The following is a 25,361-nucleotide window of genomic DNA, read 5'->3' on the forward strand; positions in this document are numbered from 1 at the left end:
GAATCCGGAGAAACGAACCGTCAGACGGTGCCGGGGAACGAGCGGGGAGAGGAGCCGGAAAGGCGGACTGCGGCGGGGAGCGTCGGGGCTGTCGGCGGGTCAGCGGAACTCGCGGGAGCAGGTGCCACAGAGGTGCTCCTCTTTGACGTCGACTTCGCGGACCGTCGGGGAGAAGCTCATGACGCACTTGTTGTTGTCGCAGTGTTCGAGTCCGAGGGTGTGGCCGATTTCGTGGACGATTTCCTTGCGGACGCGGTCGGAGAACACTTCGGTGGACGGCTTCGTGGAGACGCCGCCGTCGGAGGAGGTCTGCAGGCGGTACGTGGAGATGACGGAGCCGTTGCCGTTGAGGTACGCGAGGCCGAACACGTAGTTCCGGCGGCGGTAGTAGAGGTCCTGCGGCGTGATGCCGATGTTCTTCTCGCCGGTGCCCTCCCGCGAGACCAGTTCGATGAACTGCTCGGCGCGGTATTGGTTTCGGCTCCGGTCGTACGCGCCGTCGGGGATGCTCTGCTCGTCGTGTACGGTCACCTCGCAGTCGTACACGGAGCGGAGTGCCGCAGACGCCTCCCGCTTCACTCGGGCGGAGACGTCCCCGACAGGCACGATGTCGACGAGCATGAGACGACTTATGGGAGGGGCCGCAATAAGTTTCCCGCCCGTGTCCGACGCGAGTCGCCCTGCCGTCGTGGAGTTCCTGGCGCGCTACCGGTCGGTCTGTGAGGTCGGCGTCGGCCGCCGGCCGGGCGTCGCGGCCGCGCTCGCGGACCGCGGCGTCGACGCGCGCGCGACCGACGTGGCGCCGCGGGACGTCCCCGACTCGGTCCGGTTCGTCGTCGACGACGTCGTCGACGCGGCGGCGCGGGACGACCCCGGCGACGTCTACCGGGTCGACGCCGTCTACGCGCTGAACTGTCCGCCGGAGCTCCACCGGCCGCTGCTCGCCGTCGCCCGCGCGGTCGACGCCGCCTGCCTGTTCACGACGCTCGGCGGCGACCCGGCGGCGGTGCCGGCGACGCCCGTGACGGTCCCCGGCGACACCGTCTACGTCGCCCGCGACCCGGACGGCCGCGCCGCCGGGGGCGCTGACGAGTCGGAACGCCCATAGCCCGGCGGCGCCCCTGTCCCGGTATGCGAGTGGACGCGGTCGTGCTGGACGTCGACGGCGTGCTCGTCGACGTCGCGGAGTCGTATCGTCGCGCCGTCGTCGAGTCCGTCGACCGGGTGTACGGGGAGACGGTGCCGCGGGACGCGCTCCAGCCGTTCAAGGACGCCGGCGGCTTCAACAACGACTGGGAGCTCACCGACGCCGTCGCGCTGTACGTGCTCGCCCGGCGCCGCGGCCTCGACGCCGACGTCGACGAGTTCACGGACGCGGTCGCCGCGAACGGAACCGGGCTGGCGGGCGCCCGCGCCGCCATCCGCGACGCCCTCGGCGACGACGCGGCCGACGACGTCGAATCGGCGTGGCAGCCGGACCGCCTCCGCGACGTGTTTCAGGCGCTGTACCTCGGCACCGACCGCTACCGCGAACTCGAAGGCGGCGACCCGCCGTTCGACGCGCCCGGCTTCATCAACGACGAACCGGTGCTTGCCGACCCGGCGGCGCTCGACGACCTGACGGAGCGCTTCCCGGTGTGCGTGCTCACCGGCCGACCGGCCGCGGAGGCCGACATCGCACTCGACCGCGTCGGCCTCGACGTCCCCGACGACCGCCGGTTCACGATGGACGACTGGGACGAGGGGAAGCCGCACCCGCGGGCGCTGACGACGCTCGCCGAGCGCGTCGGCGCCGAACGGGTCGCGTTCGCCGGCGACACCCTCGACGACGTCCGGACCGCGGTGAACGCCGACGCCGCCGACCCCGAGCGCATCTACTACGGCGTCGGCGTCCTCACCGGCGGCCTCCGCGGACGCGAGGGCCGCGACAAGTACGCCGCGGCCGGCGCGAGCGCCGTCGTCGACGACGTGAACGACCTCCCCGACCTGCTGGAGCGGCCGTGACGGACGAGTCGCGGTCGCCCGAGGCGCCCGAACCCTCCGAGTCGTCGCCCGGCGCGTCGCAGTCGCGGTCGCGGTACGGTCGCCTGCTGCGGTTCGTGACGTTCGTCGCGCTGCTGGACGTGCTGGCGCTGCTCGTCGGCGCCCGGTTCGCGCCGCCGGACGCCGTGACGCAGCTGCTCGCCGTCGGCCCGATGCTGGTGGTCGCGCCGATTCTCGCCTACTGGCTCGTCTACCGCCGCGGCTGACGCCGACGACGCAGCGACGCCACCGCCGCCACCGCGGCCGGCGGCGACGACGCCACCGCCGACGGCGGCGTCACCGCGCGCTGTACCCGCGAGCCGGGGTCGTGACCGGCAGGCGCCGCCGGTCACGCAAGCCTTACGCCGCGCTCACCCGGAGAGACAGTCATGCGAATCGCAGTGCTCGGCGGCACGGGCGACATCGGCGAGGGGCTGGTGCTCCGGTGGGGCCGAGACACGAACCACGAACTGCTCGTCGGGTCGCGCGACCCGGCGAAGGCGCGCGACGCCGCGGAGTCGTACGCGGAGACGGTCGCCGACCGCGGCGGCGACGCCGACGTCAAGGGCTTCGAGAACAGGATGGCGGCGGACCGCGCCGAAATCGTCGTGCTCGCCGTCCCGCCGTACCACGTCGCGGACACGGTCGACGCCGTCGCCGACGTGCTGGAGGACGACGACGTCGTGGTGACGCCGGCGGCCGGCATGAAACGCGGCGACGACGGCTTCCACTACCACCCGCCGAGCGCCGGCAGCGTCACGGCGCTCGTCCGCGAGTCCGTCCCGGCCGACGTCCCGGTCGTCGGCGCGTTCCACAACCTCGCCGCGGGCCGGCTCGCCGACCTCGACGCGGACCTCGGCGTCGACACGCTGCTGCTCGCCGACGACGCGGACGCGAAAGCCACGGTCCGCCGGCTCGCAGAAGAGATCGAGGGGCTGCGCGCGCTCGACGCCGGCGGCCTCGACAACGCCGCCGAGGTCGAATCCGTGACGCCGCTGCTCGTCACCGTCGCGATGCACAACGACGACCTCGACGACCTCGGCGTCCGGTTCACGTAGCCACCGCGCGGCTCCGTCAGCCGGCGGCGTGTCGGCGGCAGCGCGTCGCCGGCAGCGCGTCGGCGGCGGCCCGCCGAGTCGACGGCGTTACTCCTCGGCGGGCGCCGCGATTTCGACGAGCTGTTTTCCGACGTTCTCGCCCGCGAACAGTCCGCGGAAGGCGTCTGGGGCGTTCTCCAGCCCCTCGGTGACGGTTTCGCGGTACTGGAGGTCGCCGCCGGCGACGAGTTCGCCGAGGTGGGCGGTGGCCTGCTCGAACCGCGGGGCGAAGTCGCCGACGAGGAAGCCCTCGACGCGGGCGCGGGTCTGCACCAGCCCGGGGAGTTTGCGCGGCCCGGTCGGCACGGACTCGTCGTTGTACAGCGCGATCTGGCCGCAGATGCCGACGCTGGCGTCGACGTTGAGCTGCGGGAACACGGCGTCGGTGACGGGGCCGCCGACGTTGTCGTAGTAGGCGTCGACGCCGTCGGCGAGTTCGGCGAGCCGGTCGGCGACGTCCTCCTCCTGGTAGTTGATGCCGGCGGTGAATCCGAGGTCGTCGGTGAGCCAGTCGACCTTCTCGTCGCTGCCGGCGACGCCGATGACGTCCGCGCCCTGGAGTTCGCCGAGCTGGCCGGCGACGGAGCCGACGGCGCCCGCCGCGCCGGAGACGACCATCGTGTCGTCGCCGCTCGGCTCGATGACGTCGCGGACGCCGAAGTAGGCGGTGCGGCCCGGCATCCCGAGCACGCTGAGCGCCGTCGACACGGGGAGCGCGCCGGTGTCGACCGGCGTCAGGTCGGCGCCGCGCTTCGTCGCGTACTCCGCCCACGGGAACTCCGCGACGACGGTGTCGCCGGCGTCGAAGCCGGCGCCGTTCGAATCGACGACTTCGCCGACGGCGCCGCCGTACAGCGGTCCGCCGACGTCCCACGGCTCCGCGTACGACTCGCCGGCGCGCATCCGGTCGCGCATGTACGGGTCGACCGAGAGGTAGAGCAGGCGCACCAGCGCCTCGCCGGGCCCCGGCTCCGGGACCTCGGTTTCGCGGAGGTCGAAGGTGTCGTCGTCGGGCAGTCCGTCCGGCCGCTTCGCGAGGTGGTAGCGTCGGTTCGTCGGCACGCTCGAACGGACGCCCTGAACGCCCAAGGCACCTTGGGAGTCGGCCGGCTTCGCCGCTCCGCGATTCCGGCGTCGCCGCGGATCGCTACTCCAGCGTCTCCGCCCAGCCGACGAACCGCTCGAAGCCGAGGAAGACGACGAGGAACACTGCGGTGAAGGCAGCCAACCGACCGAAGTGTAACGAGCCCGTGAACGCGACAGCCGTGAAGACGTACGCCGCGGACGCGGCGACCAGCCCGGACAGGGACAGTTTGCGGCGGAGGTCCATACAGCCGAGTTTCCGCAGCGGGGCTTAGTCCTGGTGGCGACACCGTCCACGGTGGCGTTCCCGGACGGAACTCGGTAGGTGGTGGTCTCCGTCCGTGCGCTTATGCCCACGCACGCGGAATCGGTCTGTATGAGCGGACTCGCGCTCGACTCCACCCAGTTGGACCGCTACTCGCGGCACATCATCCTCGACGAGGTGGGGCCGGCGGGCCAGCAGGCGCTGCTCGACGGGTCGGTGCTTGTGGTCGGCGCCGGCGGCCTCGGCGCGCCGGCGGTGCAGTATCTCGCGGCGGCGGGCGTCGGCAGACTCGGCATCGCCGACGACGACGTGGTCGAGCGGTCGAACCTCCAGCGGCAGGTCGTCCACGCGGACAGCGACGTCGGCGAGCCGAAGGCGTCGTCGGCCGCGAACTACGTCCGCGACCTGAACCCGGACGTCGACGTCGCGGAGATTCACGAGCGCGTCGGCCCGGAGAACGCCGAGTCGCTGGTCGCCGACTACGACGTCGTCGTCGACGCCTCGGACAACTTCCGGACGCGGTACCTGCTGAACGACGCCACCCGGCTCGCCGGCGTCCCGGTGGCGCACGGCGCCATCTACAAGTTCGAGGGGCAGGCGACGACGCTCGTCCCGGGCGGGCCGTGCTACCGCTGTCTGTTCCCGGAGGCGCCCGAACCGGGCGAGGTCCCGGACTGCGCGACGACGGGTGTGCTCGGCGTGCTGCCCGGCACCGTCGGCTGCATCCAGGCGACCGAGGCGGTGAAACTGCTGCTCGGCGCCGGCGACGTCCTCGACGGCCGCCTGCTCTTTTACGACGCGATGGACATGACGTTCGAGACGGTGCCGTACCGGCGGAACGCGGACTGTCCGGTGTGCGGCGACGACCCCATCGACTCGATTCGGGACGTCGAGTACAGCGGCGGCTGCACGGTTTCCGCCGACTGAACTGGCTGCGGCGATTCTCCGGAGTGTACGAGCGGCGGGGTGAAGTGCGGTGTGTGAACGACCCACTCGTTCTCGGATAAGTATCTACCGGTCTGTGCGGCCGAGGTATTTAAAGACAGCGACAGATTTATATGATCACCTGCCCTAACTATGAGTGAAGCCGGTTCCGGGCGTGGTGGGCACCGACCCGGACGGCACCCATATCCTCCAATGAGTCACGCGACACACTTCGAGACGGACGAGCGGCGAACCGAGCGGAAACAGAGCGACGAAACGGAGCGGACCGACGAACAGCAGGCCGACGAACAGCAGACGTGTCCCGAGTGCGGCGGGGCGCTCGTCAACGACGACGAGCACGCCGAAACCGTCTGTGCGGACTGCGGGCTCGTCGTCGACTCCGACGGCATCGACCACGGCCCCGAGTGGCGGGCGTTCGACGCCTCCGAGAAGGACAGCAAGAGCCGCGTCGGCGCGCCGACGACGAACATGATGCACGACAAGGGGCTGTCGACGAACATCGGCTGGCAGAACAAGGACGCCTACGGCAACCAGCTGTCGGGCAGCCAGCGCCGCAAGATGCAGCGGCTCCGCACCTGGAACGAGCGGATGCGGACCCGCGACCACCAGGACCGGAACCTGAAGCAGGCGCTCGGCGAACTCGAGCGGATGTCGTCGGCGCTCGGCCTCCCGGAGAACGTCCGCGAGACCGCCTCCGTCATCTACCGGCAGGCGCTGAACAAGGACATGCTCCCGGGCCGCAGCATCGAGGGCGTCGCGACGGCGAGCCTCCACGCGGCCGCGCGGATGTCGAACGTTCCGCGCAGCATCGACGAGATGGCGCGCGTCTCCCGCGTCGACGAGGAGACGTTCAAGCGAGCGTACCGCTACATCGTCCGCGAGCTCAGCCTCGAAGTCCAGCCGGCGGACCCGCTGGAGTACCTCCCGCGGTACGCCTCCCAGCTGGACGTCTCCGACGAGACCGAGCGCCGCGCCCGCGAACTGCTCGAGACGGCGAAGGAGGCGAACGTCCACTCGGGCAAGTCGCCGGTCGGCCTGGCGGCCGCCGCCATCTACGCGGCCGGCATCCTGACGAACCAGAAGCTCACGCAGGGCGAGGTCTCCGAGGTGACCGACATGAGCGAAGTCACCATCCGGAACCGCTACCAGGAGCTGCTCGAGGCCGCCGAACGGACGCAGTCGCAGTCGCCGGCCGGCTCCGCGGCCGCCGACGCCTAACGACTCGTTTTCCGTCCGAGTGACGCGCCGACGCTCGTCGACGCCGGGAACACTACCGAGACTCGTCGACGCCGGGAACGCCACAGACGCGAAGCCGCGGCTCTCGCGGTCGAACCGTCGAACCGCGCAGCCGCCGGGCCGTGAACCGTGAGCCGCCGAGCCGTGAGCGGCTCTGCCGTCGGACGGACCCCGTCGACGCGCCGCGACGTCCGACGTGACACAGCCCACCTGCGGTGCGGTTCGCGGCGACGCCGCCGGCGCCGGACGCGACAGTCCGTGACGGCCGCCGCGGCGAGTTCACTTCGTTTCGACCCGGAGTTCAACGGTTGACGAATTCTCACCCCGACAGACGCCGTACTCAGCGCGCTCGACCGGCAGAGACCCTCACGAACGACAACGCTTTTCGGCCACCCCTCGAACAGTCGGAGTATGTCCGACGAACTCAAACGAGGGCTGGAGGGCGTCCTCGTCGCGGAGTCCGGTCTGAGCTTCATCGACGGTGACGAGGGGAAACTCGTCTACCGTGGCTACTCCATCGAGGACCTCGCCGAGCACGCCTCCTACGAGGAGACGCTGTATCTGCTGTGGCACGGCGAACTGCCGACGGAGTCCGAACTCGACGAGTTCGCCTCCGCGATGGCCGAGGACCGCGAACTCGCCGACGACACGCTCGCCACGGTGCGCCGGCTCGCCGAGGCGGACGAGGAGCCGATGGCGGCGCTGCGCACCGCGACGTCCGCGCTGTCGGCGAACGACCCGGACGCCGACGCCGACCCGACGGACCGCGAGGCGAACGTCCGGAAGGCGCGCCGCGTCACCGCGAAGATGCCGACGGCGCTCGCCGCGTTCAGCCGCATCCGCGACGGCGACGACCCGGTCGAGCCGCGGACCGACCTCGGCCACGCCGCGAACTTCCTCTACATGCTCAACGGCGAGGAGCCCGACGACGTGCTCGCCGACGTGTTCGACCAGGCGCTCGTGCTGCACGCCGACCACGGCCTGAACGCCTCGACGTTCTCCGCGATGGTGACGTCGTCGACGCTCGCCGACCTGCACTCGGCGGTCACGTCCGCCGTCGGCACGCTCTCGGGGAGCCTGCACGGCGGCGCGAACGCGAACGTGATGCGGATGCTCCAGGAGATCGACGAGTCCGACAGCGAACCGGTCGAGTGGGTGAAGCAGGCGCTCGACGACGGCCGCCGAGTCGCCGGCTTCGGCCACCGCGTCTACAACGTCAAGGACCCGCGCGCGAAAATCCTGAGCGAGCGCTCGGAGGCGCTCGGCGAGGCCGCCGGCGACACCAAGTGGTACGAGATGTCCACGGCAATCGAGGAGTACATGAAATCCGAGAAGGGCCTCGCACCCAACGTCGACTTCTACTCCGCGTCGACGTACTACCAGATGGGCATCCCCATCGACATCTACACGCCCATCTTCGCCATCAGCCGGGTCGGCGGCTGGACCGCGCACGTCCTGGAGCAGTACGACGACAACCGCCTCATCCGGCCGCGCGCCCGCTACGTCGGCGACGAGGACGCCGACTGGGTCCCCATCGAGGACCGGTAAGGGAAGCGACCGCGGCGCCGACGCACCGACTCCGTCCTCGATGCGGCGTCACCAGTGCTGTCACGGCGCCGGCAACGGTTATCTCCTCGCGGCGCCTCTCGTCGGTATGGACCTGACAACCACTCCCGAGCAGCGCCGCGCGTACGCCGACCGAGTCCGCTCCGGCGGCCTCCGCGCCCGCGCCGAAGCCGGCGAACGCGGCGACGCGCTCCGCAGCGACGTCGGCGACCGGCTGTTCGACCTCCTCGCGGAGAACTTCCCCGAGGAGTACGCCGCGCGCCGCCGCCGCGACGCGGTCCGCGCGTTCGGCGCCGGCGTCGTCGTCGGCCTCGTCGCCCGCGAAGCGCTGCGCCGCCGCTGACGACGACCCCTCGATTTTCGAGTTTCGGTTTTTTCACTCCGCCGCGCCGCCACTGCCGCGTTCGGCCATCATGCCGGCGGTGCGCGACGCCCAGTCGGTGTAGCGGAAGCCGGCGGCGACGAGGAGCGTCATCCAGACGTACTGGAGGGCGACGCCGGCGTACGCGCCGGTGACGCCCCAGCCGAGCAGTTCGACCGCGAGGTAGCTGAAGCCGACGAGGAAGCCGAACGTCCCGGTGAGCCGCGCGACCAGCGGGATTCGCGTCTCGCTGGCGCCCTGGAGCGCTCCGGACAGCACCGAGTAGCCGACGAGGAACACGGCGGTCGCGCCGTACACCCGGGCGAACCCGACGGCGTACGGCACCGCGGCGGACTGCTCGGTGAACACCGAGACGAACGCGGGCGCGGCGACGACGAGGCCCGCGCCGATTGCGCCGACGGTGAGGACGCCGAGCGCCGTCACGGCGGCCCCCTCGTAGCGGGCGCCGGCGGCGTCGCCGTCGCCGAGGCGCTGGCCGACGACGACCGACGCGGCGACGTGGTAGCCGCGCGAGAGCGGCCCGGTCACCTGCTGGTACATGCGGCGGCCGATCTGGAAGCCGGCGTTCACGGGCGTCCCGACGGCGAGCAGCAGCGCGTTGAACGGGAACTCCGCGATTGCGGCGCCGAACCCTTCGACCACTCGCGGCGTCGACACGCGGACGAGCTGCCGGGCGATGACGGCGTCGCGCGGCGCCACCAGCGACGCCTGCGACCACGACGTCGCCATCGCGACGAGCAGCAGCGTCGCCGTGAAGACGTTCGCGGCGGCGGTGGCGAGGCCGACGCCGACGACGCCGAGCCGCGGCACGCCGAGCAGCGGGACGCCGAGGCCGAGCGCGACGGAGCCAGTGATGTTGAGCGCGTTCGCGACGACGTTGACGTACATCGGCGTCCGGGTGTCGCCGGTGCCCTGGAGGCTGCGTCCGGCGATGAGCGCGACGTGGCGCGCCGGCGCCGTCGCGAACACGACGGCGAGGTACCGGCCGCCGAGCCGCGCCGTGGCCTGGTCGGCGCCGAGCAGCGCGATGACCTGCTCGCCGAACAGCAGGCCGACGAGCACGAACGGGACGCCGGCGAGCGCGCCCATCACGACGGCCTGCGTGACGGCCTCGTCGCGGTTCGCGTCCGCGCCGGCGCCGGTGTCCTGACTGGAGAGCGCGATGGCGCCGCCGCCGAGACCGAGGCCGATGCGGAGCGGGAAGCGGGCGTACAGGTCCGCGAGGCCGATTGCGACGACGGCCGCCGGCGAGAACTGCGCCGTGACGATGACGTCCGTCGTCCGCATCGCCGTCCGGAACGTCTGCTCGGCCATCACGGGCCACGCGAGCGACAGCACGCGGCGCCAGACGCCGACCAACCGGTCCGTGTCCATGCCGTCGGTTGCCGCAGTCTCCGTAATGACGCTGCCGAAACCGGATGCCGCACCCCGAACGTCCGTCGGCGTCGACCGCGGGCCGCCGTGACCCGCGCTCCCGAAGCAATGTTTATACGCGAGTACGAGGCAGACCGACGCGACGAATGTCACGAGACGTTCCTCGGGACCCGTTCTGGTGGGTCGGCGAACTGTTCAGTCGGCGCGACGGACGCTGGTCGCTGCCGTCCGCGCTCGGGCGACACGTCGCGCTGCCCGTGGTCGTGAGCTTCGCGTACCTCTCCGTGCTGGGAGCGGTCACGGAGTTCGCCGGGGGCGTCCACTGGACGCTCTCGCTCGTGACGCCCGTCGCGGTCGCGGTGGCTGCCGGGCTGGTCGGCCTCGCGTTCCCGGCCGTCGTCGTCGAGGCGTACGCCGTCGACGGGGCGATTGCCGCCGGCTACGTCGTGTTCGGAGACGGGGCCGACGCCTTCGCCTCGACGTTCGCTCCGGTCGTCGCGGACCACTCGGCGCTCCAGTTGGCGGTCGCGGTCCCGGCCGTTCTGTTCGGCGTGTTCGGCCCGCTTCTGGTCGTCCTCGCCGGCCTCGCTCGGGGACGGAGACGGGGCGCCGCGTCGACGTGACCGCGGCGGCAACGACGGACCGCCGGCTGACACGGTCCGTCGGCGCCGAAATCCCCAAGCACCGCCCGTGCGACTTCCGCACGTGGACGTGTTCGTGTACGGGACGCTGACGGCGCCGGACCGGGTCGCCGAACTGCTGGACTCGTTCGTGTTCGTCGGGCCGGCGACGCTGCGCGGGCTTCGCGTCGTCGACGGCGAGTACCCGACGCTCGCCCCGCCGACCGGCGCGACGGCGGACGACGACCGAGCCGACGTCGCCGGCGGCGGTGCAGGCCGGAGCGGTGCGGAGGGCGCCCGGGCGGATTCGGTCGGCGTCGACGACGCGGTCGCGGGGCGGCTCCTCAGAACCGACGAGGTGGCCGCGCTCGACCGGTACGAGCGCGTCGACGACGGCCTGTACGTCCGCGTCTCCGTCCCGGTCGTGGACGGTGACCGCGGACCGAACGGCGACGAAGGCGGCGGCCGGCCGGTCGGCGACAGCAACGAGGTCGGAGACCGGAACCACGGCGGCGACGAGGCCGGTGAGGCGGCGGTGTACGTCGGCGACCCGGACCGCCTCGGCGCCGCCGCGTCGTGGCCCGGCGCCGGCCCGTTCGAACAGCGGGTGCGGCGGTACGTCGACCGGGCTGACGTCAGGGTGATTCACGAGGAGTGAACGGGCGCGAGACGGCCGGCCGACACGCGTCTGACGGGCGGTTTACCCCGGCGCAGTCGCCCGATTTCACTTTCACCGTGCGTAACACACCTTTATGTAGCCGGAGATGCTGAATACGGATGCACGTCACACGCGTGCATTCCCCCTCTTTCCCCTTCCAAACCACTAAACGGAGAGCCGTCGGTACCTCCAGTATGCTCTCGCTGGAGGACGTCCTCGCCGCCCGCGACCGCGTCGCCGACGTGGCTCGCCGCACGCCGCTCGACTACTCGCACTCGTTCTCGTCGATGACCGGCGCCGAGGTCCACCTGAAAGAGGAGAACTTCCAGCGCACCGGCTCGTTCAAGATCCGCGGCGCCACCAACCGCATCGCGACGATGTCGCAGGCCGACCGCGACCGCGGCGTCGTCACCGCCTCCGCCGGGAACCACGCGCAGGGCGTCGCGCTCGCCGCGAGCCGCGTCGGCGCCGACGCCAAGATCGTGATGCCGAAGTACGCGCCGTTCTCGAAGGTCGCGGCGACGCGCCGGTACGGCGCCGAGGTCGTCCTGCACGGCGTCGACTACGACGAGGCGCAGGCCCGCGCCCACGAAATCGAGACGGTCGAGGACCGCACGTACGTCCACGCCTTCGACGACGAAGCCGTTATGGCCGGCCAGGGGACCATCGGCCTCGAAATCGCCGAGCAGTGCCCCGACGTCGACATCGTCGTCGTCCCCATCGGCGGCGGCGGCCTCATCTCCGGGGTCGCCACGGCGGTCACCGGCGAACTCGGCGACGACGTTCGCGTCGTCGGCGTGCAGTCCGAAGGCGCCTCCTCGGCCGCCGAGTCGCTGGAGAAGGGCGCGCCGATGGAGCTGGAGAGCGTCGACACCATCGCGGACGGCATCGCGGTCCGCGGCGTCGGCGAGACGCCGTTCGAGGTGATTCGCGAACGCGTCGACGAAGTCGTCACGGTGTCCGACGAGGAAATCGCGGTGGCGGTCACGAAGCTGCTGGAGCGCTCGAAGACGCTGGTGGAGGGCGCCGGCGCCGTCCCGCTCGCGGCGACGCTGACCGGCGCGTTCGACTACGACGACGGCGAGGTCATCGTCCCGGTGCTGTCCGGCGGGAACGTCGACATGAACACGCTGACGACGGTGGTGATGCGGGGGCTCGTCCAGATGGGGCGGTACCTGAAGATTCGGACCGAACTGAAAGACCGGCCCGGGGCGCTCGAACAGCTCGTCGAGGTCATCTCGGAGTCGCAGGCGAACATCTACGCCATCCGGCACGACCGCACCAGCCGCGACATCGCGGTCAACGCCGCCGAGGTCGAAATCGACCTCGAAACCCACGACGACGAACACGCCGCCGAAATCGTCGCCGCCCTCGAGGAGTACGGCTACGAGGTCGACGTGCTGTCGTAGCCCCGCGCCGCTTCCCCCGTCCGCTCGGCGCGGTACTCGACGGTCAGGAACTGCCTGCCGCACAGCCACATCTCCTGGGTCGCGACGATACCCGACTCGGCTCCGCTCCGGTCAGGCCGAACTCGGAACTCCTGGTTCATCGGCAGCGCGACGGCCCCGAGCGGCGTGACGAGGTACAGCCCCGGGTCGCCGGCGGCGCGGGTGTGCAGCAGCACGCCGCCGGATTCGCCGCCGGGGTCGTCGCGGGACTCGACACCGGAATCGTCGCCGTCGAGGTGCTCCATCCGCAGCACCGTCGAGAGGTTCCCGCCGGGGAGCGGCACCGCGATGTTGACGAAGCGCTCGTCGTCGCGGCGGTGGCTGGCGTACACCGCGACGAACACGGCGTCGCCGTCGTCGTCGGTGCGGACCCACGCCCGGGCGTCGTCCCGCGGGTCGGCGTCGTCGCTGACGCCGACGAACCGGCTGTGGAGTCGGCCGCCGCGCCCCGACCGGCCGGGGAGGTTCAGCTGTTCGAGCGCGCCGGTGAGCGGCGCGACGGCGGCGGCGCCGAGGCGGAACGGCGCGTGCCAGCGGACCCGGTAGGTCATGCGGTAGGCGGCGGTCCGCTCGTAGAAGTCGCGGACCTCGGCGGGGACGCGCTCCGGGTCGAAGCCGGGGCGTGCGAACGCCGAGAAGTCGTCCATCTCGCCGGGCGGCTCGGTCTCCGTGGCGACGCCGGTGCGTTCGGGCCAGTCCGGGCCGACGCGGCCGGCGGCGGTGAGCGGCGACAGCGGGACGTCCGCGGCGGCGCGGCGGGCGCGGCGCAGCCAGCCGACGACGACAGCGGCGAGTCCGGCGGCGACGGCGACGACGACCGCGGCGGCGACGCCGGGCAGCCGACGGCGGCGACGAATCCAGCGGCGACGGCGGCGGCGACGTCGTGACACGGGTCGGCGTAGGTGCCGGCGATTTAAGGCGTGTGCGGTCGGAGGAGCAGCCATGAAGCGCGTGGTTTCCACCGACGAGGCGCCGGCGGCGGTCGGCGCGTACAGTCAGGCGACGACGAACGGCGACGTCATGTTCACGGCCGGCCAGATTCCGCTGACGCCGGACGGCGAACTGCTCGACGACGCCGACATCGCGACCCAGACCGCGCAGGCGCTCGATAACGTCGTCGCGATCCTGAACGAGGAGGGCGCGTCCGTCACTGACGTCCTGAAGACGACGGTGTTCCTCGCGGACATCGACGACTTCGAGGAGATGAACGAGACGTACGCCGACTACTTCGACGAGGAGCCGCCGGCGCGGTCGGCGGTGCAGGCCGGCGCGCTGCCGAAGGGCGTCGGCGTCGAAATCGAGGCGGTCGTCGCGCTGGAGTAGCGGTGCCGCCCAGCGCGACGCGGCTCGCGGCGCTGTGGGGCGTCCTCGGTGCGCTCACGTTCCTCGTGCTCGCGCAGGGCGCCGTCCTGCTCGGCGTCACGCTCCCCGTCGGATTCGCCGGAACGCTCGCGGTCGCGGTCGGCGTCGGCGCGGTGACCGCCGCGGTCGGCTACGGCTTCGAGCGTCGTCGCTGACGCCCGCGCTGCCGAGTCGCGAGCGCGGCCGCGGGCGCGGCTCGACCGGCGGCAGCGTCCCGTCGCGTCTCAGACGTCGCCGGCGAGCCTGACCTCTTCGTCCGTGACGGTGTCGACGGCGTCGCCCGGGACGGTCAAATCGTCGTCGTCGTGCTCGGAGTAGCCGAACGCCGCCTCGACGGCCGTCGGAATCGACGGCTCCGGTTCGACGTACGCCGCGCCGGACTCGACGTCGGTGACGACGCCGATTTCCTCGCCTTCGCTGTCCACCAGAATCTTCCCGGTGTCCTCGTCGGTGAGCGTCGACATCGTCGGACCGTCGGCCACGGCGCCCGTGGTTCTTGTGGCCGTCCGCGAAACCGCACGACGAAAGGAAGGACTTAAACAGCGCAACGGGGTATTCACGGGATACGAGCCAGGATGGCCGAGTGGTAAGGCGCACGCCTGGAAAGCGTGTTCCCTTTCGGGATCCAGGGTTCAAATCCCTGTCCTGGCGCTCTTCGATTCTCCCGAGCGCCGTGTCCCTCGTTTCGAGTCGCCGCCTCGCCGAGCGGCGGACAGACCGATTCGCGGACAGACCGATTCGCGAACGGGCGGAGCCGTGCCCGGGCGGGGCTACTCCGAGTCGACCCGGCGCGGTTCGGGGGTCGCGTCGGCGTCGTCGAGCATGCGTTCGACGTACTTGGCGACGACGTCGACTTCGAGGTGGACCGGGTCACCGGCGGCCTTCTCGGAGAGGTTCGTGCGGTCGCGGGTCGTCGGGATGATGGCGACGTCGAACTCGTCGCCGCGCGTCTCGGCGACCGTCAGCGAGATGCCGTCGAGCGTCACCGACCCCTTGTCGACGACGTACCGCTCGAATCCGTCGGGGATGGCGAAGGTGTACCGCCAGTCCTCGCCGACCTGTTCGACCGCCGTGAGTTCGGTCGTCGTGTCGACGTGGCCCTGAACGAGGTGGCCGTCGAAGCGGCCGTCGGCGGGCATCGCGCGCTCGACGTTGACCGCGTCGCCGGCGCGGAGGTCGTCGAGGTAGGTCTTCGCGACCGTCTCGGCGGCGAGGAACACTTCGAACCAGTCGCGGTCGTCGCCGTCGGCGCCGATGTCCGGGTCGCCGTGGCCGAACTCCTCGACGGTCAGACAGACGCCGCTGACCGAGATTGACTGGCCTTCGTGGAGGTCGTCGAGCCCGTCGGCGCGGACGCGGAGCCTGAGGCCGTCCGCGGTCGCTTCGCGTGCGGTGACTTCGCCGGCGGCTTCGACGATGCCCGTGAACATACCGGCGGTACCGGCCCAGAAGTGGAAAGCGTTCCGGGTACGAGACGCCGTGTCACCTTTACACACGGGGGTCGCATCGGGGCCATGGACGTCATCGGACGGATTCGGTCGAGTTTTCTCGCGGGGCTGCTGCTCGTCGCACCGCTCGCGGTCACGCTGTTCATCCTGGATTTCACGGTCGACAGGCTCACGGCGCTGCTCGCGCCGGTCGTCCGCGGCTCCGGGCTCGCCGAACTCGTCGGCAGCGAGCCGGCGGCGCAGGTGCTCGCCGTCGCGCTGCTCGCGGTCGGACTCACCGCCGTCGGCTTCGTCGCCTCCCACGAGGCCGGCCGGCGGCTGTTCGGCGGCGTCGAGCGCGGCGTCAAACTGCTGCCGGTCGTCCGCGCCGTCTACTTCGGCGTCCGGCAGGTCAGCGAGTCGCTCGCGTCGCCGGAAGCGGGCTACGACCGCGTCGCGCTCGTCGAGTACCCCCAGCCGGGCCGCTACCGAATCGGGTTCGTGACGGGCCGCGCGCCGCGGTACGCCCGCGACGCGACCGACGAGGAGCTGTACAGCGTGTTCTTCCCGAACAGCCCGAACCCGACCGGCGGCGCGCTCGCGCTCGTCCGGGACGACGACGTCCGCGAACTCGACGTGTCGGTCCGGCGCGGCCTCCGCCTGCTCATCACCACCGGGCTCTCCGGCGACGACGCCGCCGCCGCGCTCCCCGACCAGCCGTCCGGCGACGACGACGCCGCTCACGCACGCACCGGCTCCGAGTAGCAGTGGCGTCCGCGGCCGCGGCGCCGGTATCGACAGCGCTTTTCTCCGCGGACCGCCTACCGCCGGACGTGTCTCTCGGCATCATGGAGCAGCTCGGGCTCGCGGGGTCGCTGATCTTCGCGCTCCCGGTCGCGGGCTACGGAATCGAGCGCGCCATCGGCGGCGACGCCGTCGTCGGGGGCGCGTTCGTCGTCGTCGCGGTGCTGATGGTGGTGCTGCCCCAGCGGCTCACGACGCCCTCGGACGTGCCGGCGAAGGCCGCGGAGAAAGCGGTCGACTCCGTGGTGGTGGAGCCGGACGGCGAATCCACCGACGAAGCGGCCGTCGACGACGCGAACTGAGTCCCGGAGCGCCGGGACGGGTCAGTCGCCGCGGCTGCGCGGCACCAGCCCGAACGGGTACTCGCCGAGCAGTTCGTAGCCGTCGTCGGTGACGACGACGAGGTCTTCGAGCCGGACGCCGCCCTCGTCGGGGTCGTACACGCCCGGTTCGACGGTGACGACCGTGCCGGCTTCCAGTTCGTCGTCGCCGGAGAGCGCCGGCGCCTCGTGCAGCGAGACGCCGACGCCGTGGCCGGTGGAGTGAGTGAAGCCGACGGCGTCGTCGTCGACGCGGAAGCCGTACGCGGCCAGTTCCGCGGACGCCTCCTCGTGGACCGTCGACGCCGCGACGCCGGCTTCCAGTTCGGCGAGCGCCGCCTCCCGCGCGGCCTCGACGGCGACGTACGCGCGGCGCTCCCAGCCGCCGTCCGGGTCGACGGCGAACGTCCGCGTCATGTCGCCGTAGTAGCCGTCCGGGCCGCGCGGCGAGACGTCCACCAGCACGGTTTCGCGGGGGCGGACCGCGTCGACGCCGGTGAAGTGGAGGTCGGCGGCGGACGCGCCGGCGCCGACGACCGTGTTTCCGGCGTCGCTGACGCCGTGGGCGGCGAGCACTTCGTTCACCTGCCGGCGGATGCGCTCGGTCGACAGCGGCCCGCCCTGCCAGACGAGTTCGTCGCCGTCGACGGCGGCGTCGTACAGCACCGCCTCGACGCGGGCGACGCCGCGGGCGGCGGCGCGCTGCACCCGGCGAATCCGGTTGAGTTCCGCGTCGGTCTTGACGGCGCGGGCGTCGGCGACGGCGGCGGTCGACGCCACCTCGAAGCCGGCGTTCTCCAGGTAGACGGCGGCGTCGTGCGGGACGTGCTGCGGCACGAGAACCGTGCCGGACGCCCCGGCGTCGTCGAGGACGGCGGCGGCGCGCCGACCCGCGGCGTCGCCCTGGTTCGCGACGCGGACGTCGTCGCCAGGGAACTCGCGGCGCGCCTGGTCGTCGAACAGCGTCGGCGCGCACAGCGTCGCGGTGCCGTTGCAGTAGACGAACGCGTACGGCCGGTCCGGGCCGCCGAACCGGGTGAGATAGCGCATGTCGTCGTCGAAGCGGTCGCCGACGTGGACGAACGCGGCGGCGTTGCGGCGGCGGAGCGCGCGGCCGAGGAACGAGTAGTCCGTCTCGAGCGCGTCGGCGTCGCTGCCGGCGTCCGGCGCGGAGTCCTCGGGCGGCACGGTCAGGGCTCCGGTTCGGGCGCCTCCTGCTCGTCGATGACCTCGTCGACGAGCTCCGCCGGCGGCTCCTCGCGGAGTTCGTTGAACAGCACCACCGAGATGGGGAGCGTCGGCGCGCCGTTGACGAGGTTCTCCATCAGGACGAGGCGCTCGCGGGCCCGCGACATGCCGACGTAGAAGACGCGGCGTTCGTTGTCGGTGAGCACCGGAACCGGGTCGGTAGACTTCGTGAACTCCTCGCCGGGCGGGATGCCGGGGACGTCGAGGTCCTGCTGGGCGGCCTGCGCCGCCATCTGCTCGACGACCTTCTCGGTGAGGTCGGTGTTGACGAAGACGTGGTCGGCCTCGCGGCCCTTCGCCGAGTGGATGGTGCCGAGCCGGACCCTGCTCGGGTCCATCCCGGTGTACGACCCGGCGAAGTACGCCTTCATCGACTTCCGCTGGAAGCTCGTGATCTTCCGGGCCATGTCGGCCGCCGCCGGCCCGTCGGGCATGAACGGGACGAAGTCCGCGACGTCCTCGGGCGACAGCGGAATCTCTGCGAGGTCGTCCTCGTCGGCGGTCTCCTCGACGTCGTCGAGGAAGTCGTAGAACTCGTCGCGGTCGTTCGAGCCGAACGCGGAGTCCTGCAGGATGTCGGCGAGCCGGCGGCCCTGCAGCGCCGTCAGCACCTCGTCGTTCTCGACGGCTTCGACGGCGCGGACGTAGTCTGTGAGCCGGTCGGTCCACATCCGCTGGTCCGTGAGACACGAGAAGGGGATGCCCTCCGAGATGAACTCGTCGATGAAGTCGAACATCTGGTAGCGCGCCCGGAACAGCACCATCACGGTGTCGTCGTCGGTCTCCTTGACGGTCGCGCGGACGTTCCGGACGAGGTCGAGCATCGACGGCGACTCGACGGCCTCGACGCTGCCGCCCTCCTTCCGCGGCTTCAGGTCCTTCTCCTGGCGCTTGTCGATGTGGCGGATCTCCTTGTTGACGACGCGGAGGATGTTCGACGGGAGCCGGTAGGAGTTCGGCAGCACCTCGTCTTCGTGCACCTCGGTGTCGAGCAGCAGGTCCGGGTCGGCGCCCTGCCACGCGTAGACGACCTGGTCGTCGTCGCCGGCGATGAGACACTGCTTCACGTGCGGCCGCCACTCCTCGTAGACGTCGTACTGCAGCGTCGTGATGTCCTGGAACTCGTCGATGATCAGGTAGTCGACGTCCGGGAGCAGCGACCGCTGCTTGACGCGTTCGAGCATGTCGGCGAAGCCGACGAGGTCGTTGTCGCCCTTGTAGGCGCGCCACGCGCGGATGGCTTCCGGGACGTCGAGCCGGTCGTCGTCGGAGGGCCACGTCGGCGTGTACTTGTTGCCCTCCTGGGCGTTCGGGTCGATTTCGGGCGGGAGCCGGACCTCCTCGACGTCCCACTGGAACGGGACGTCGTACCAGTCGGCGACGTCGCGGTCGGTGCGCTGGAGCCACTGGGAGGTCGCGATGACCTTGTTGCCGAGCGTCGTCGACCGGGCGGTGCGGCGGCCGCCGCCGCTGTACTCGTCTTCGAACTCGACGCCGTACTCCTCGCAGAACGCCTCCTTTTCGTCCTCGCCGACGACGTCGCCGCGGGAGAGGTCCAGCAGTTCGTACGCCTTCGCGTGCATCGTACAGACGTTCCCCTGGAGGTGCCGGGGCGTCGTGTCGATGCGTTCGGCGAGCCGCTCGCGGATCTCGGCGGCGGCGGCGCGGGTGTACGAGACGACGAGGACGTCGCGGACGTCAGCCCCCTCGTCCAGGATGGCTTCGACGCGGTCGAGGAGGGCGGTCGTCTTCCCGCTGCCGGGGCCGCCGAACAGACGGGTGACCGTCGGGTCGCTCATTGTGCCTCTCCACACGCTCCCGGCTCATAAGCCCCGTGGCTTCGGCTTCCAGTCGGCTCACGGCTCAGCGCAGCCGAAAAACGAGTTCGCGGGTCGCCGCCGCGGCGACCTGTCGGCTACGACCCTGTCGGTCGCCAGCCGCACACCGTACACTCGTGGGCGTCCGGCTCGTGGAGCCCGCCGCAGTCCGGACACTGTTTCTTGTTATACGACTCCTCCCAGTCCGCAGCCTCCGTCTCGTGACCGCGGCTGGTCAGGAACTCATCGAACAGCTCGTCGTCGGTGTGCGGTGCCGACGCCATACATGCCATGGTATAGCACACCACTACATAGGTCTTCTGGCGAGTCTCTCGGCCCGAGAATCGGCGGGACACGCTTCGAAAACCGCGAGAACCGAAGTGCTGCGTCGAGGCACAGCAGCGGCGAAGGTCGAAAGGAAAAGCCGGCGAAGGGGCGAAGTCGCGGTGACGCGCCGCACCGGAGCACCGCGGCCTGCTGCGGCGGCTCGCGGAGTTACGCTTCGCGGAGTTCCTTGACGCGCTGGATGTTCCACGCGAACGACTTGCCGTCCTCCGTCGGGGTTTCGAGCGCCATCGGGACGTCGAGCAGGTCGTCGTGGTTGATGAACGCGCGCATGCCGTCCTCGCCGATGAGGCCCTCGCCGATGTGGGCGTGTTCGTCCTTGTTGGTGCCGCACTCGTGTTTCGAGTCGTTCAGGTGGATGTACTCGAGGTGTTCGAGCCCGACGACGTCGTCGAGTTCGGCGACGGTGTCGTCGACGGCCTCCGGCGTGGAGAGGTCGTAGCCGGCGGCGAACGCGTGCGCCGTGTCGAGGCAGATGTCGATGTCCTGGTCGGTGCGGTCGATGACCTCGGCGAGGTGTTCGAAGTCGCCGCCGAGTTTGGTGCCGCTGCCGGCGTCCGACTCGACGAGCACGGTGACGCCGTCCGGGACGTCGAGTTCGTCGAGCGCCGAGGCTGCGTTGTCGAGGCCGCCGTCGACGCCGGCGCCGGTGTGCGCGCCGAGGTGGACGTTCACGTACGGGATGTCGAGTTTCGCGGCGGCGTCCACCTCTTTCTGCATCGAGTCGATGGACTTCTCGCGGAGGTCCTCCTTCGGCGTGCAGAGGTTCACGAGGTACGACGAGTGGATGACCCACGGGCCGACGCCGTGTTCGTCGCTGGCGTCGCGGAACCGCTCGGCCTCGTCGTCGTCGATGTTCGGGTCCTGCCACACCTGCGGGGAGTGCGTGAATATCTGGCCGCAGTTCCCGCCGTCGTCGACGAGGTCGTCGACGGCGTTGTACACGCCGCCCGCGATGGATTCGTGTGCGCCGATTCGGAGCTGACTCATGCAGAGGAGTCGGTGGCCTGCCGGCAAAGCCGCTTCGGAACCGGTCGTCCGGCGAGCCGCGACGGCGCCGCTGCCGAATCGACTAAGCCGCTCGAACCCCTCTTCGTCGCCACATGGGTTCGCGCGCCGAACACGACGTCGACGAGCCGCTGTCAGTCGGTGACACCGCGCCGGATTTCACGGCGCCGTTCGTCACGCCGAACGGCTCCGTCGGGGAGGCGCGCTTCTCCGACCTGCTGGAGCAGCCGGTGCTGCTGTGTTTTTACACCGTGGACTTCAGCCCGGACTGCATCGACGAGTGGTGTTCGTTCCGCGACTTCGACTGGTTCGCCTCCGGCGACGACGTCCGCGTCGTCGGCGTCTCGAAGTCAGGGCCGCGGCTGCACCGCCAGTTCATCAAGCGGCTCGACCTCGGGTTCCCGCTGTACTCCGATACGAACCTCGACATCTCCGCGGCGTTCGGCGTTCGCTACCGCGCGTTCGGGCTGTTCGCCCGCTCGCGCCGCTCCTGTTTTCTCGTCGACGAGAACCGCGAAATCCGGTACCGGTGGCTCGCCGACCACTGGCTCGACGCTACCCGTGACACGCCGCCGGTCAGCGACATCCACGACGCCATCGTCGACGAACTCGGGCTCGACGACGCCCCCGAGTTCTGACCGCGCCGGCGACGGCCACTGACCGCGGGCGCCTCAGCGTCCGCCCGGCGTCCGGCGCACCCAGTCGTCGCTCCGGTACTTCTCGTCGGCGAGCCGCTCGGCGCGCGCCAGTTCGTCGTCCGTCCACGACCCCTCGTCGGCGTCGCTCCACGCCGCGAGCGCCGCCTCGAACGCCGCGACGGCGTCCGAACGCGACGCGTCCACGAGGTCCGCGATGCCGGCGACGCGGTCGGCGAACGCCGCCTCGTCGACGCCGGGGTCGGCGAAGCAGTCGAGGTGGGCCGCCGGCGTCGACTCGTAGGTGACGGAGCCGTGCTGGATGACGGCGTCGTCGCGGCGGTACTGGGCGTTCCCGGAGAGCTTCCGGCCGGCGCCGCCGTCCGACAGCAGGTCGTGTGCCGGGTGGAGCTCCCGGAGGTAGCACGCGGGCTGGTGGAGCGCCGGCCGCTCCTCGTCGGCGTAGTCCGCGTCGACGCCGAGCCGCGAGAACGCGTCGAGCACCGGCTCACAGAGCAGGTGGTAGCAGTCCATGAGGTTCCCGGGGAGTTCGGCGGCGGGCGCGACGACGGAGTAGGAGATGTCGCCGCGGTCGTCGTGGTAGATGCCGCCGCCGCCGGTCTGCCGGCGCGTCACGTCGACGCCGGCGTCGCGGCAGTGCGCCCAGTCGACCGAGTCGGGGTCCTGTCGGTAGCCGAGCGACAGACACGACGGCTCCCACCGGTAGACGCGGACGGTTCGAGGGCCGCCGGCGGCGGCGGTTTCGGCGGCGACTTCGTCGAGCGCCATCGTGACCGGGCCGGGCCGCGATTCCTCGCGGATGAGCCGCCACTCGCGGTCGTCGAGAGCCATGTCGGCCCCTGCCGGCGCGGGGGGAAAGCCGTTGCGCTCACCGCCGCAGCCGTCGCGGCCGCACCCCGCTCTCCCGCGGTTTCGCGGCCCCGCCGCCGAGCAGCGTCGACGCGGACGACACGAAACTCGGCGTCGACGTGGACGCCGCTCAGGGACGACGCGAACGACGTTCGGCGTCGACGCAGACAACACTCGGCGCGCCGGTCGGCGTCGAGCCGGCTGACCGACTGCTTTTACCGCCGCACCGCCCACGATACCGTACATGGTCGGAAACGTCGCGGAGGTGATGGCGGAGCTCGAGCCGGCGGACTTCTATCTGCTTTCCGGCGTCGAGCAGGGGATGCGGTTCTCCGAGTGGGTGAACCGGGAGAAGCTCCCCGAGTACGCCGACCTCACCGAAGAGGAGGTCGACTACCGCATCGACCGCTGTGCGGACCGGGGACTGATTCAGCGGAAGACGATTCAGTACGAGGGGTACCAGCTCACCTTCGAGGGGTACGACGCGCTGGCGCTGCGGACGTTCGCGGAGCGGGAGACCATCTCCGGGATGGGGGCGCCGCTCGGCGTCGGGAAGGAGAGCGACGTCTACGAGGTGGAGTCGTTCCGGCCGTTCGCGCTGAAGTTCCACCGGGAGGGGTACACGAACTTCCGGGAGGTGCGGAAGGGCCGCGACTACACCGCCGACAACCACCACGTGTCGTGGCAGTACACGGCGCGGAAGGCGGCCGAACGCGAGTACGGCGCCCTCGAGGACCTGTATCCGCAGGTGTCGGTGCCGCGTCCGGTCGACCACAACCGCCACGCCATCATCATGGAGAAGCTCCCGGGGCCGGAGCTGGCGGACGCGAAACTGCAGTCCGAGCAGGTGGTCGGCGTGCTCGACCTGGTGTTGCGGGAGGTCGACGCGGCGTACCGCGCCGGCTACGTCCACGCCGACATCTCCGAGTACAACGTCGCCGTCAGCGACGACGGCGTCGTCATCTTCGACTGGCCGCAGTCCGTCGAAACCGACCACGAGAACGCCGACGAACTGCTGACCCGCGACGTCGAGAACCTCGTCGGCTACTTCCACCGGAAGTACCCGCGGGAGACCCCGGACGTCGACACCGACGCCGTCGCCGCGGCCGTCGCCGACGGCGAGTTCGAATCCGTCCGCGCCGTCGACGAACCCGGCGCCTGACCGGACTGCGACCGGTGGGTCACCGCGTCGAGTCTCGGCTGTGTACGCACCGCGGACCGCCGGGAACGCGCCTTTGAAGGCCGGGGACGCCTAAGCGACGCTGATGGCTACTGACGCTGCGGCGGCCGAGACGGCCGACCCGTACGAGGAGCTCACGGAGCGACTGAAGCGAATCAACGCCGTGCAGAGCGCCGGCGGCGTCCTCGGGTGGGACCAGCAGGTGATGATGCCCGAGGGCGGGACGCCCGCCCGTTCGAAGCAGCTGTCGGTGCTGTCGTCGGTGAGCCACGACATGCTCACGGACGACCGCACCGAGGAGCTGCTCGACGCCTGCGAGGATCTCGACCTGGACGACGAACAGCAGGCCGTGCTGCGCGAGGCGCGCCGCGAATACGAGCGCGCCGCGGCCGTCCCGCGCGACCTCGTCGAGCAGATTTCCGAGGCGTCGACGGAGGCGCTGGGCGCGTGGGAGCAGGCGAAGGCCGACGACGACTTCGAGCAGTTCGCGCCGCACCTCGAACGGCTCGTCGAACTGAAGCGGGAGTACGCCGAACACATCGACCCGGACCGAGACCCGTACGCGGTGCTGTTCGACGACTACGAGCCGTGCCTGCCGCTGTCGCAGGCCGAGGAGATTCTGGAGACGCTGAAGGAGACGCTGGTGCCGATGATAGACGAAATCCGCGAGAGCGACGTGGACGTCACCACCGACGCCTTCGAGGGGCACTTCGACGCCGACGAGCAGGAGGCGCTCTCGCGCGACGTGCTGTCGACGCTCGGCTACGACTGGGAGCACGGCCGGCTCGACACGTCGAGCCACCCGTTCACCTCCGGCAACCAGTTCGACAGCCGCGTCACGACGCGGTTCGACGAGTCCGACCCGCTCGGAGCGCTGATGGCGACGGTCCACGAGTTCGGCCACGCCTTCTACAGCCTCGGGCTGCCGAAAGAGGAGTTCGGGACGCCGCTCGGCGAGTCCCGCGACCTCTCCGTCCACGAGAGCCAGAGCCGGCTCTGGGAGAACCACGTCGGCCGGTCCAAGCCGTTCTGGGATCTCATCATGCCGACCTTCCTCGAGCACTTCCCCGAGACGGACGCCACCGTCGAGGAGGCGTACGAGTCCGCGAACCAGGTGTACGAGGACAACCCGATCCGCATCGAAGCGGACGAACTCACCTACCACCTCCACATCGTCGTCCGGTTCGAAATCGAGCGGGAGCTCATCTCCGGCGACCTCGACGTCGAAGACGTCCCGGAGACGTGGAACGACAAGTACGAGGAGTACCTCGGCATCCGGCCGGACACCGACGCCGAGGGGTGCCTGCAGGACATCCACTGGAGCCACGGCAACTTCGGCTACTTCCCGACGTACTCGCTCGGCTCCGTGATGGCCGCGCAGCTGTACGACGCAGCTGACGACGACATCGACGACCTCACCGGGAAGATTCGCGACGGCGAGTTCGACGACCTCCACGCGTGGCTGCGCGAGAACGTCCACCGGCACGGCAGCCGATACGAGACGAACGAACTCGTCCGGCAGGCCACCGGCGAGGACTTCACCGCCGACTACTTCGTCGACTACGTCGCCGAGAAGTACGGCGACCTGTACGACCTCGAATCGTCGGTCTAACCGGAAACTCGGCGTCACCGAGGCGAGTCAGTCGCGT

At 70.9% G+C, this 25,361-nt stretch carries 30 protein-coding genes and 1 tRNA gene; 19 read left to right on the plus strand and 12 right to left on the minus strand.

The features are described from left to right. Window positions 1–99: 99 nt before the first annotated feature. Window positions 100–621: an archaemetzincin family Zn-dependent metalloprotease gene (locus tag ACQUS7_RS04905; protein WP_435127151.1), complete on the minus strand. Its 522-nt coding sequence runs from the start codon at window positions 619–621 to the stop codon at window positions 100–102. Window positions 622–661: 40 nt separating this feature from the next. Between ACQUS7_RS04905 and ACQUS7_RS04910 the strand changes: the two genes are divergently transcribed. The 4 genes from ACQUS7_RS04910 (at window position 662) to npdG (ending at window position 3,080) form a co-directional block, all read left to right on the plus strand. Next, window positions 662–1,108: a UPF0146 family protein gene (locus ACQUS7_RS04910; protein ID WP_435145123.1), complete on the plus strand. Its 447-nt coding sequence runs from the start codon at window positions 662–664 to the stop codon at window positions 1,106–1,108. Window positions 1,109–1,131: 23 nt separating this feature from the next. Continuing rightward, the gene (locus ACQUS7_RS04915; protein WP_435145126.1) at window positions 1,132–2,004 is read left to right on the plus strand and encodes a TIGR01548 family HAD-type hydrolase; all 873 of its coding nucleotides are present in this window, start codon (window positions 1,132–1,134) and stop codon (window positions 2,002–2,004) included. Then, a complete protein-coding gene (locus tag ACQUS7_RS04920) occupies window positions 2,001–2,249 on the plus strand; it encodes a DUF7534 family protein (RefSeq protein WP_435127145.1) in 249 nt (82 codons plus the stop codon). Before ACQUS7_RS04915 ends, ACQUS7_RS04920 begins: the two co-directional genes overlap by 4 nt. A 162-nt stretch (window positions 2,250–2,411) precedes the next feature. Further along, the gene (gene npdG / locus ACQUS7_RS04925; RefSeq protein ID WP_435145130.1) at window positions 2,412–3,080 is read left to right on the plus strand and encodes an NADPH-dependent F420 reductase; all 669 of its coding nucleotides are present in this window, start codon (window positions 2,412–2,414) and stop codon (window positions 3,078–3,080) included. An 87-nt stretch (window positions 3,081–3,167) separates the two neighbouring features. Here the strand turns inward: npdG and ACQUS7_RS04930 are convergent, their stop codons facing one another. Together ACQUS7_RS04930 and ACQUS7_RS04935 are read right to left on the minus strand one after the other, a co-directional pair. Beyond that, window positions 3,168–4,181 (minus strand): NADP-dependent oxidoreductase, encoded by a 1,014-nt coding sequence (locus ACQUS7_RS04930; protein ID WP_435145133.1) that lies wholly within the window; start codon window positions 4,179–4,181, stop codon window positions 3,168–3,170. An 85-nt stretch (window positions 4,182–4,266) separates the two neighbouring features. Then, window positions 4,267–4,449, minus strand: a complete 183-nt coding sequence (locus ACQUS7_RS04935) for a hypothetical protein (protein ID WP_435127139.1) — start codon at window positions 4,447–4,449, stop codon at window positions 4,267–4,269. A 129-nt stretch (window positions 4,450–4,578) separates the two neighbouring features. Here ACQUS7_RS04935 and ubaA point away from each other — a divergent pair, with 129 nt between their 5' ends. The 4 genes from ubaA to ACQUS7_RS04955 all read left to right on the plus strand — a co-directional run bounded on the left by ubaA (window position 4,579) and on the right by ACQUS7_RS04955 (window position 8,557). Continuing rightward, window positions 4,579–5,394, plus strand: coding sequence for an SAMP-activating enzyme E1 (gene ubaA, locus ACQUS7_RS04940; protein WP_435127137.1), 816 nt, complete (start codon window positions 4,579–4,581; stop codon window positions 5,392–5,394). Between the two features lie 210 nt (window positions 5,395–5,604). Beyond that, window positions 5,605–6,630, plus strand: a complete 1,026-nt coding sequence (locus tag ACQUS7_RS04945) for a transcription initiation factor IIB (protein ID WP_435127135.1) — start codon at window positions 5,605–5,607, stop codon at window positions 6,628–6,630. 429 nt (window positions 6,631–7,059) lie between these two features. Beyond that, window positions 7,060–8,196 (plus strand): citrate synthase, encoded by a 1,137-nt coding sequence (citZ, locus tag ACQUS7_RS04950; protein ID WP_435145137.1) that lies wholly within the window; start codon window positions 7,060–7,062, stop codon window positions 8,194–8,196. 106 nt (window positions 8,197–8,302) lie between these two features. Further along, window positions 8,303–8,557 carry a hypothetical protein gene (locus ACQUS7_RS04955; protein ID WP_435145140.1) on the plus strand — a complete coding sequence of 85 codons (255 nt, stop codon included), beginning with the start codon at window positions 8,303–8,305 and terminating at the stop codon, window positions 8,555–8,557. A 33-nt stretch (window positions 8,558–8,590) separates the two neighbouring features. On the opposite strand, the gene ACQUS7_RS04960 is transcribed toward ACQUS7_RS04955, so the two are convergent. Continuing rightward, on the minus strand, window positions 8,591–9,970 hold the full coding sequence (locus tag ACQUS7_RS04960; protein ID WP_435145142.1) for an MATE family efflux transporter: 1,380 nt from the start codon (window positions 9,968–9,970) through the stop codon (window positions 8,591–8,593). A gap of 146 nt (window positions 9,971–10,116) precedes the next feature. Here ACQUS7_RS04960 and ACQUS7_RS04965 point away from each other — a divergent pair, with 146 nt between their 5' ends. From ACQUS7_RS04965 to ilvA, 3 genes are all read left to right on the plus strand, one after another. After that, window positions 10,117–10,593: a hypothetical protein gene (locus ACQUS7_RS04965; RefSeq protein ID WP_435145145.1), complete on the plus strand. Its 477-nt coding sequence runs from the start codon at window positions 10,117–10,119 to the stop codon at window positions 10,591–10,593. An 82-nt stretch (window positions 10,594–10,675) separates the two neighbouring features. Then, window positions 10,676–11,248 carry a gamma-glutamylcyclotransferase family protein gene (locus ACQUS7_RS04970; protein WP_435145148.1) on the plus strand — a complete coding sequence of 191 codons (573 nt, stop codon included), beginning with the start codon at window positions 10,676–10,678 and terminating at the stop codon, window positions 11,246–11,248. 194 nt (window positions 11,249–11,442) lie between these two features. Continuing rightward, window positions 11,443–12,657 carry a threonine ammonia-lyase gene (ilvA, locus tag ACQUS7_RS04975; RefSeq protein WP_435145151.1) on the plus strand — a complete coding sequence of 405 codons (1,215 nt, stop codon included), beginning with the start codon at window positions 11,443–11,445 and terminating at the stop codon, window positions 12,655–12,657. On the opposite strand, the gene ACQUS7_RS04980 is transcribed toward ilvA, so the two are convergent. Next, on the minus strand, window positions 12,633–13,586 hold the full coding sequence (locus ACQUS7_RS04980) for a hypothetical protein (RefSeq protein WP_435145154.1): 954 nt from the start codon (window positions 13,584–13,586) through the stop codon (window positions 12,633–12,635). The two genes, ilvA and ACQUS7_RS04980, sit on opposite strands and share 25 nt — an antisense overlap. Before the next feature lie 52 nt (window positions 13,587–13,638). Here ACQUS7_RS04980 and ACQUS7_RS04985 point away from each other — a divergent pair, with 52 nt between their 5' ends. Further along, window positions 13,639–14,019 (plus strand): Rid family detoxifying hydrolase, encoded by a 381-nt coding sequence (locus ACQUS7_RS04985; RefSeq protein WP_435127121.1) that lies wholly within the window; start codon window positions 13,639–13,641, stop codon window positions 14,017–14,019. 2 nt (window positions 14,020–14,021) lie between these two features. Next, complete coding sequence (locus tag ACQUS7_RS04990; protein WP_435127119.1) at window positions 14,022–14,213, plus strand: hypothetical protein; 192 nt, start codon at window positions 14,022–14,024, stop codon at window positions 14,211–14,213. Between the two features lie 69 nt (window positions 14,214–14,282). Here the strand turns inward: ACQUS7_RS04990 and ACQUS7_RS04995 are convergent, their stop codons facing one another. Further along, window positions 14,283–14,540: a hypothetical protein gene (locus ACQUS7_RS04995; RefSeq protein WP_435127117.1), complete on the minus strand. Its 258-nt coding sequence runs from the start codon at window positions 14,538–14,540 to the stop codon at window positions 14,283–14,285. Between the two features lie 87 nt (window positions 14,541–14,627). On the opposite strand from ACQUS7_RS04995, the gene ACQUS7_RS05000 reads away from it, so the two are divergent. After that, window positions 14,628–14,709: transfer RNA gene (locus ACQUS7_RS05000), tRNA-Ser, on the plus strand. A 119-nt stretch (window positions 14,710–14,828) separates the two neighbouring features. On the opposite strand, the gene ACQUS7_RS05005 is transcribed toward ACQUS7_RS05000, so the two are convergent. Continuing rightward, the gene (locus ACQUS7_RS05005) at window positions 14,829–15,488 is read right to left on the minus strand and encodes a riboflavin synthase (RefSeq protein WP_435145159.1); all 660 of its coding nucleotides are present in this window, start codon (window positions 15,486–15,488) and stop codon (window positions 14,829–14,831) included. Between the two features lie 84 nt (window positions 15,489–15,572). On the opposite strand from ACQUS7_RS05005, the gene ACQUS7_RS05010 reads away from it, so the two are divergent. Next, window positions 15,573–16,250, plus strand: a complete 678-nt coding sequence (locus tag ACQUS7_RS05010) for a DUF502 domain-containing protein (RefSeq protein WP_435145162.1) — start codon at window positions 15,573–15,575, stop codon at window positions 16,248–16,250. Between the two features lie 68 nt (window positions 16,251–16,318). Next, window positions 16,319–16,591: a DUF7533 family protein gene (locus tag ACQUS7_RS05015; protein WP_435145165.1), complete on the plus strand. Its 273-nt coding sequence runs from the start codon at window positions 16,319–16,321 to the stop codon at window positions 16,589–16,591. Window positions 16,592–16,612: 21 nt separating this feature from the next. Here ACQUS7_RS05015 and ACQUS7_RS05020 read toward each other — a convergent pair whose 3' ends face one another. The 4 genes from ACQUS7_RS05020 to ACQUS7_RS05035 all read right to left on the minus strand — a co-directional run bounded on the left by ACQUS7_RS05020 (window position 16,613) and on the right by ACQUS7_RS05035 (window position 21,009). Beyond that, window positions 16,613–17,797, minus strand: a complete 1,185-nt coding sequence (locus ACQUS7_RS05020) for a M24 family metallopeptidase (RefSeq protein ID WP_435145168.1) — start codon at window positions 17,795–17,797, stop codon at window positions 16,613–16,615. A 2-nt stretch (window positions 17,798–17,799) separates the two neighbouring features. Then, window positions 17,800–19,656: a UvrD-helicase domain-containing protein gene (locus tag ACQUS7_RS05025; protein WP_435145170.1), complete on the minus strand. Its 1,857-nt coding sequence runs from the start codon at window positions 19,654–19,656 to the stop codon at window positions 17,800–17,802. Between the two features lie 116 nt (window positions 19,657–19,772). Then, complete coding sequence (locus ACQUS7_RS05030) at window positions 19,773–19,958, minus strand: HVO_0416 family zinc finger protein (protein WP_435127105.1); 186 nt, start codon at window positions 19,956–19,958, stop codon at window positions 19,773–19,775. Window positions 19,959–20,169: 211 nt separating this feature from the next. Next, window positions 20,170–21,009, minus strand: a complete 840-nt coding sequence (locus tag ACQUS7_RS05035; RefSeq protein WP_435127103.1) for a deoxyribonuclease IV — start codon at window positions 21,007–21,009, stop codon at window positions 20,170–20,172. A gap of 113 nt (window positions 21,010–21,122) precedes the next feature. Between ACQUS7_RS05035 and ACQUS7_RS05040 the strand changes: the two genes are divergently transcribed. After that, window positions 21,123–21,665, plus strand: coding sequence for a peroxiredoxin family protein (locus tag ACQUS7_RS05040; RefSeq protein WP_435145173.1), 543 nt, complete (start codon window positions 21,123–21,125; stop codon window positions 21,663–21,665). 33 nt (window positions 21,666–21,698) lie between these two features. Here ACQUS7_RS05040 and ACQUS7_RS05045 read toward each other — a convergent pair whose 3' ends face one another. Then, the gene (locus tag ACQUS7_RS05045) at window positions 21,699–22,514 is read right to left on the minus strand and encodes a lipoate--protein ligase family protein (RefSeq protein ID WP_435145176.1); all 816 of its coding nucleotides are present in this window, start codon (window positions 22,512–22,514) and stop codon (window positions 21,699–21,701) included. Window positions 22,515–22,776: 262 nt separating this feature from the next. Here ACQUS7_RS05045 and ACQUS7_RS05050 point away from each other — a divergent pair, with 262 nt between their 5' ends. Together ACQUS7_RS05050 and ACQUS7_RS05055 are read left to right on the plus strand one after the other, a co-directional pair. Next, window positions 22,777–23,694, plus strand: coding sequence for a serine/threonine-protein kinase RIO2 (locus ACQUS7_RS05050; RefSeq protein ID WP_435145179.1), 918 nt, complete (start codon window positions 22,777–22,779; stop codon window positions 23,692–23,694). 103 nt (window positions 23,695–23,797) lie between these two features. Further along, window positions 23,798–25,324 (plus strand): carboxypeptidase M32, encoded by a 1,527-nt coding sequence (locus ACQUS7_RS05055; RefSeq protein WP_435145182.1) that lies wholly within the window; start codon window positions 23,798–23,800, stop codon window positions 25,322–25,324. Window positions 25,325–25,361: the final 37 nt, after the last annotated feature.

It is taken from the genome of Halobaculum sp. P14 (assembly GCF_051195155.1).
Taxonomy (GTDB): domain Archaea; phylum Halobacteriota; class Halobacteria; order Halobacteriales; family Haloferacaceae; genus JBNTKA01.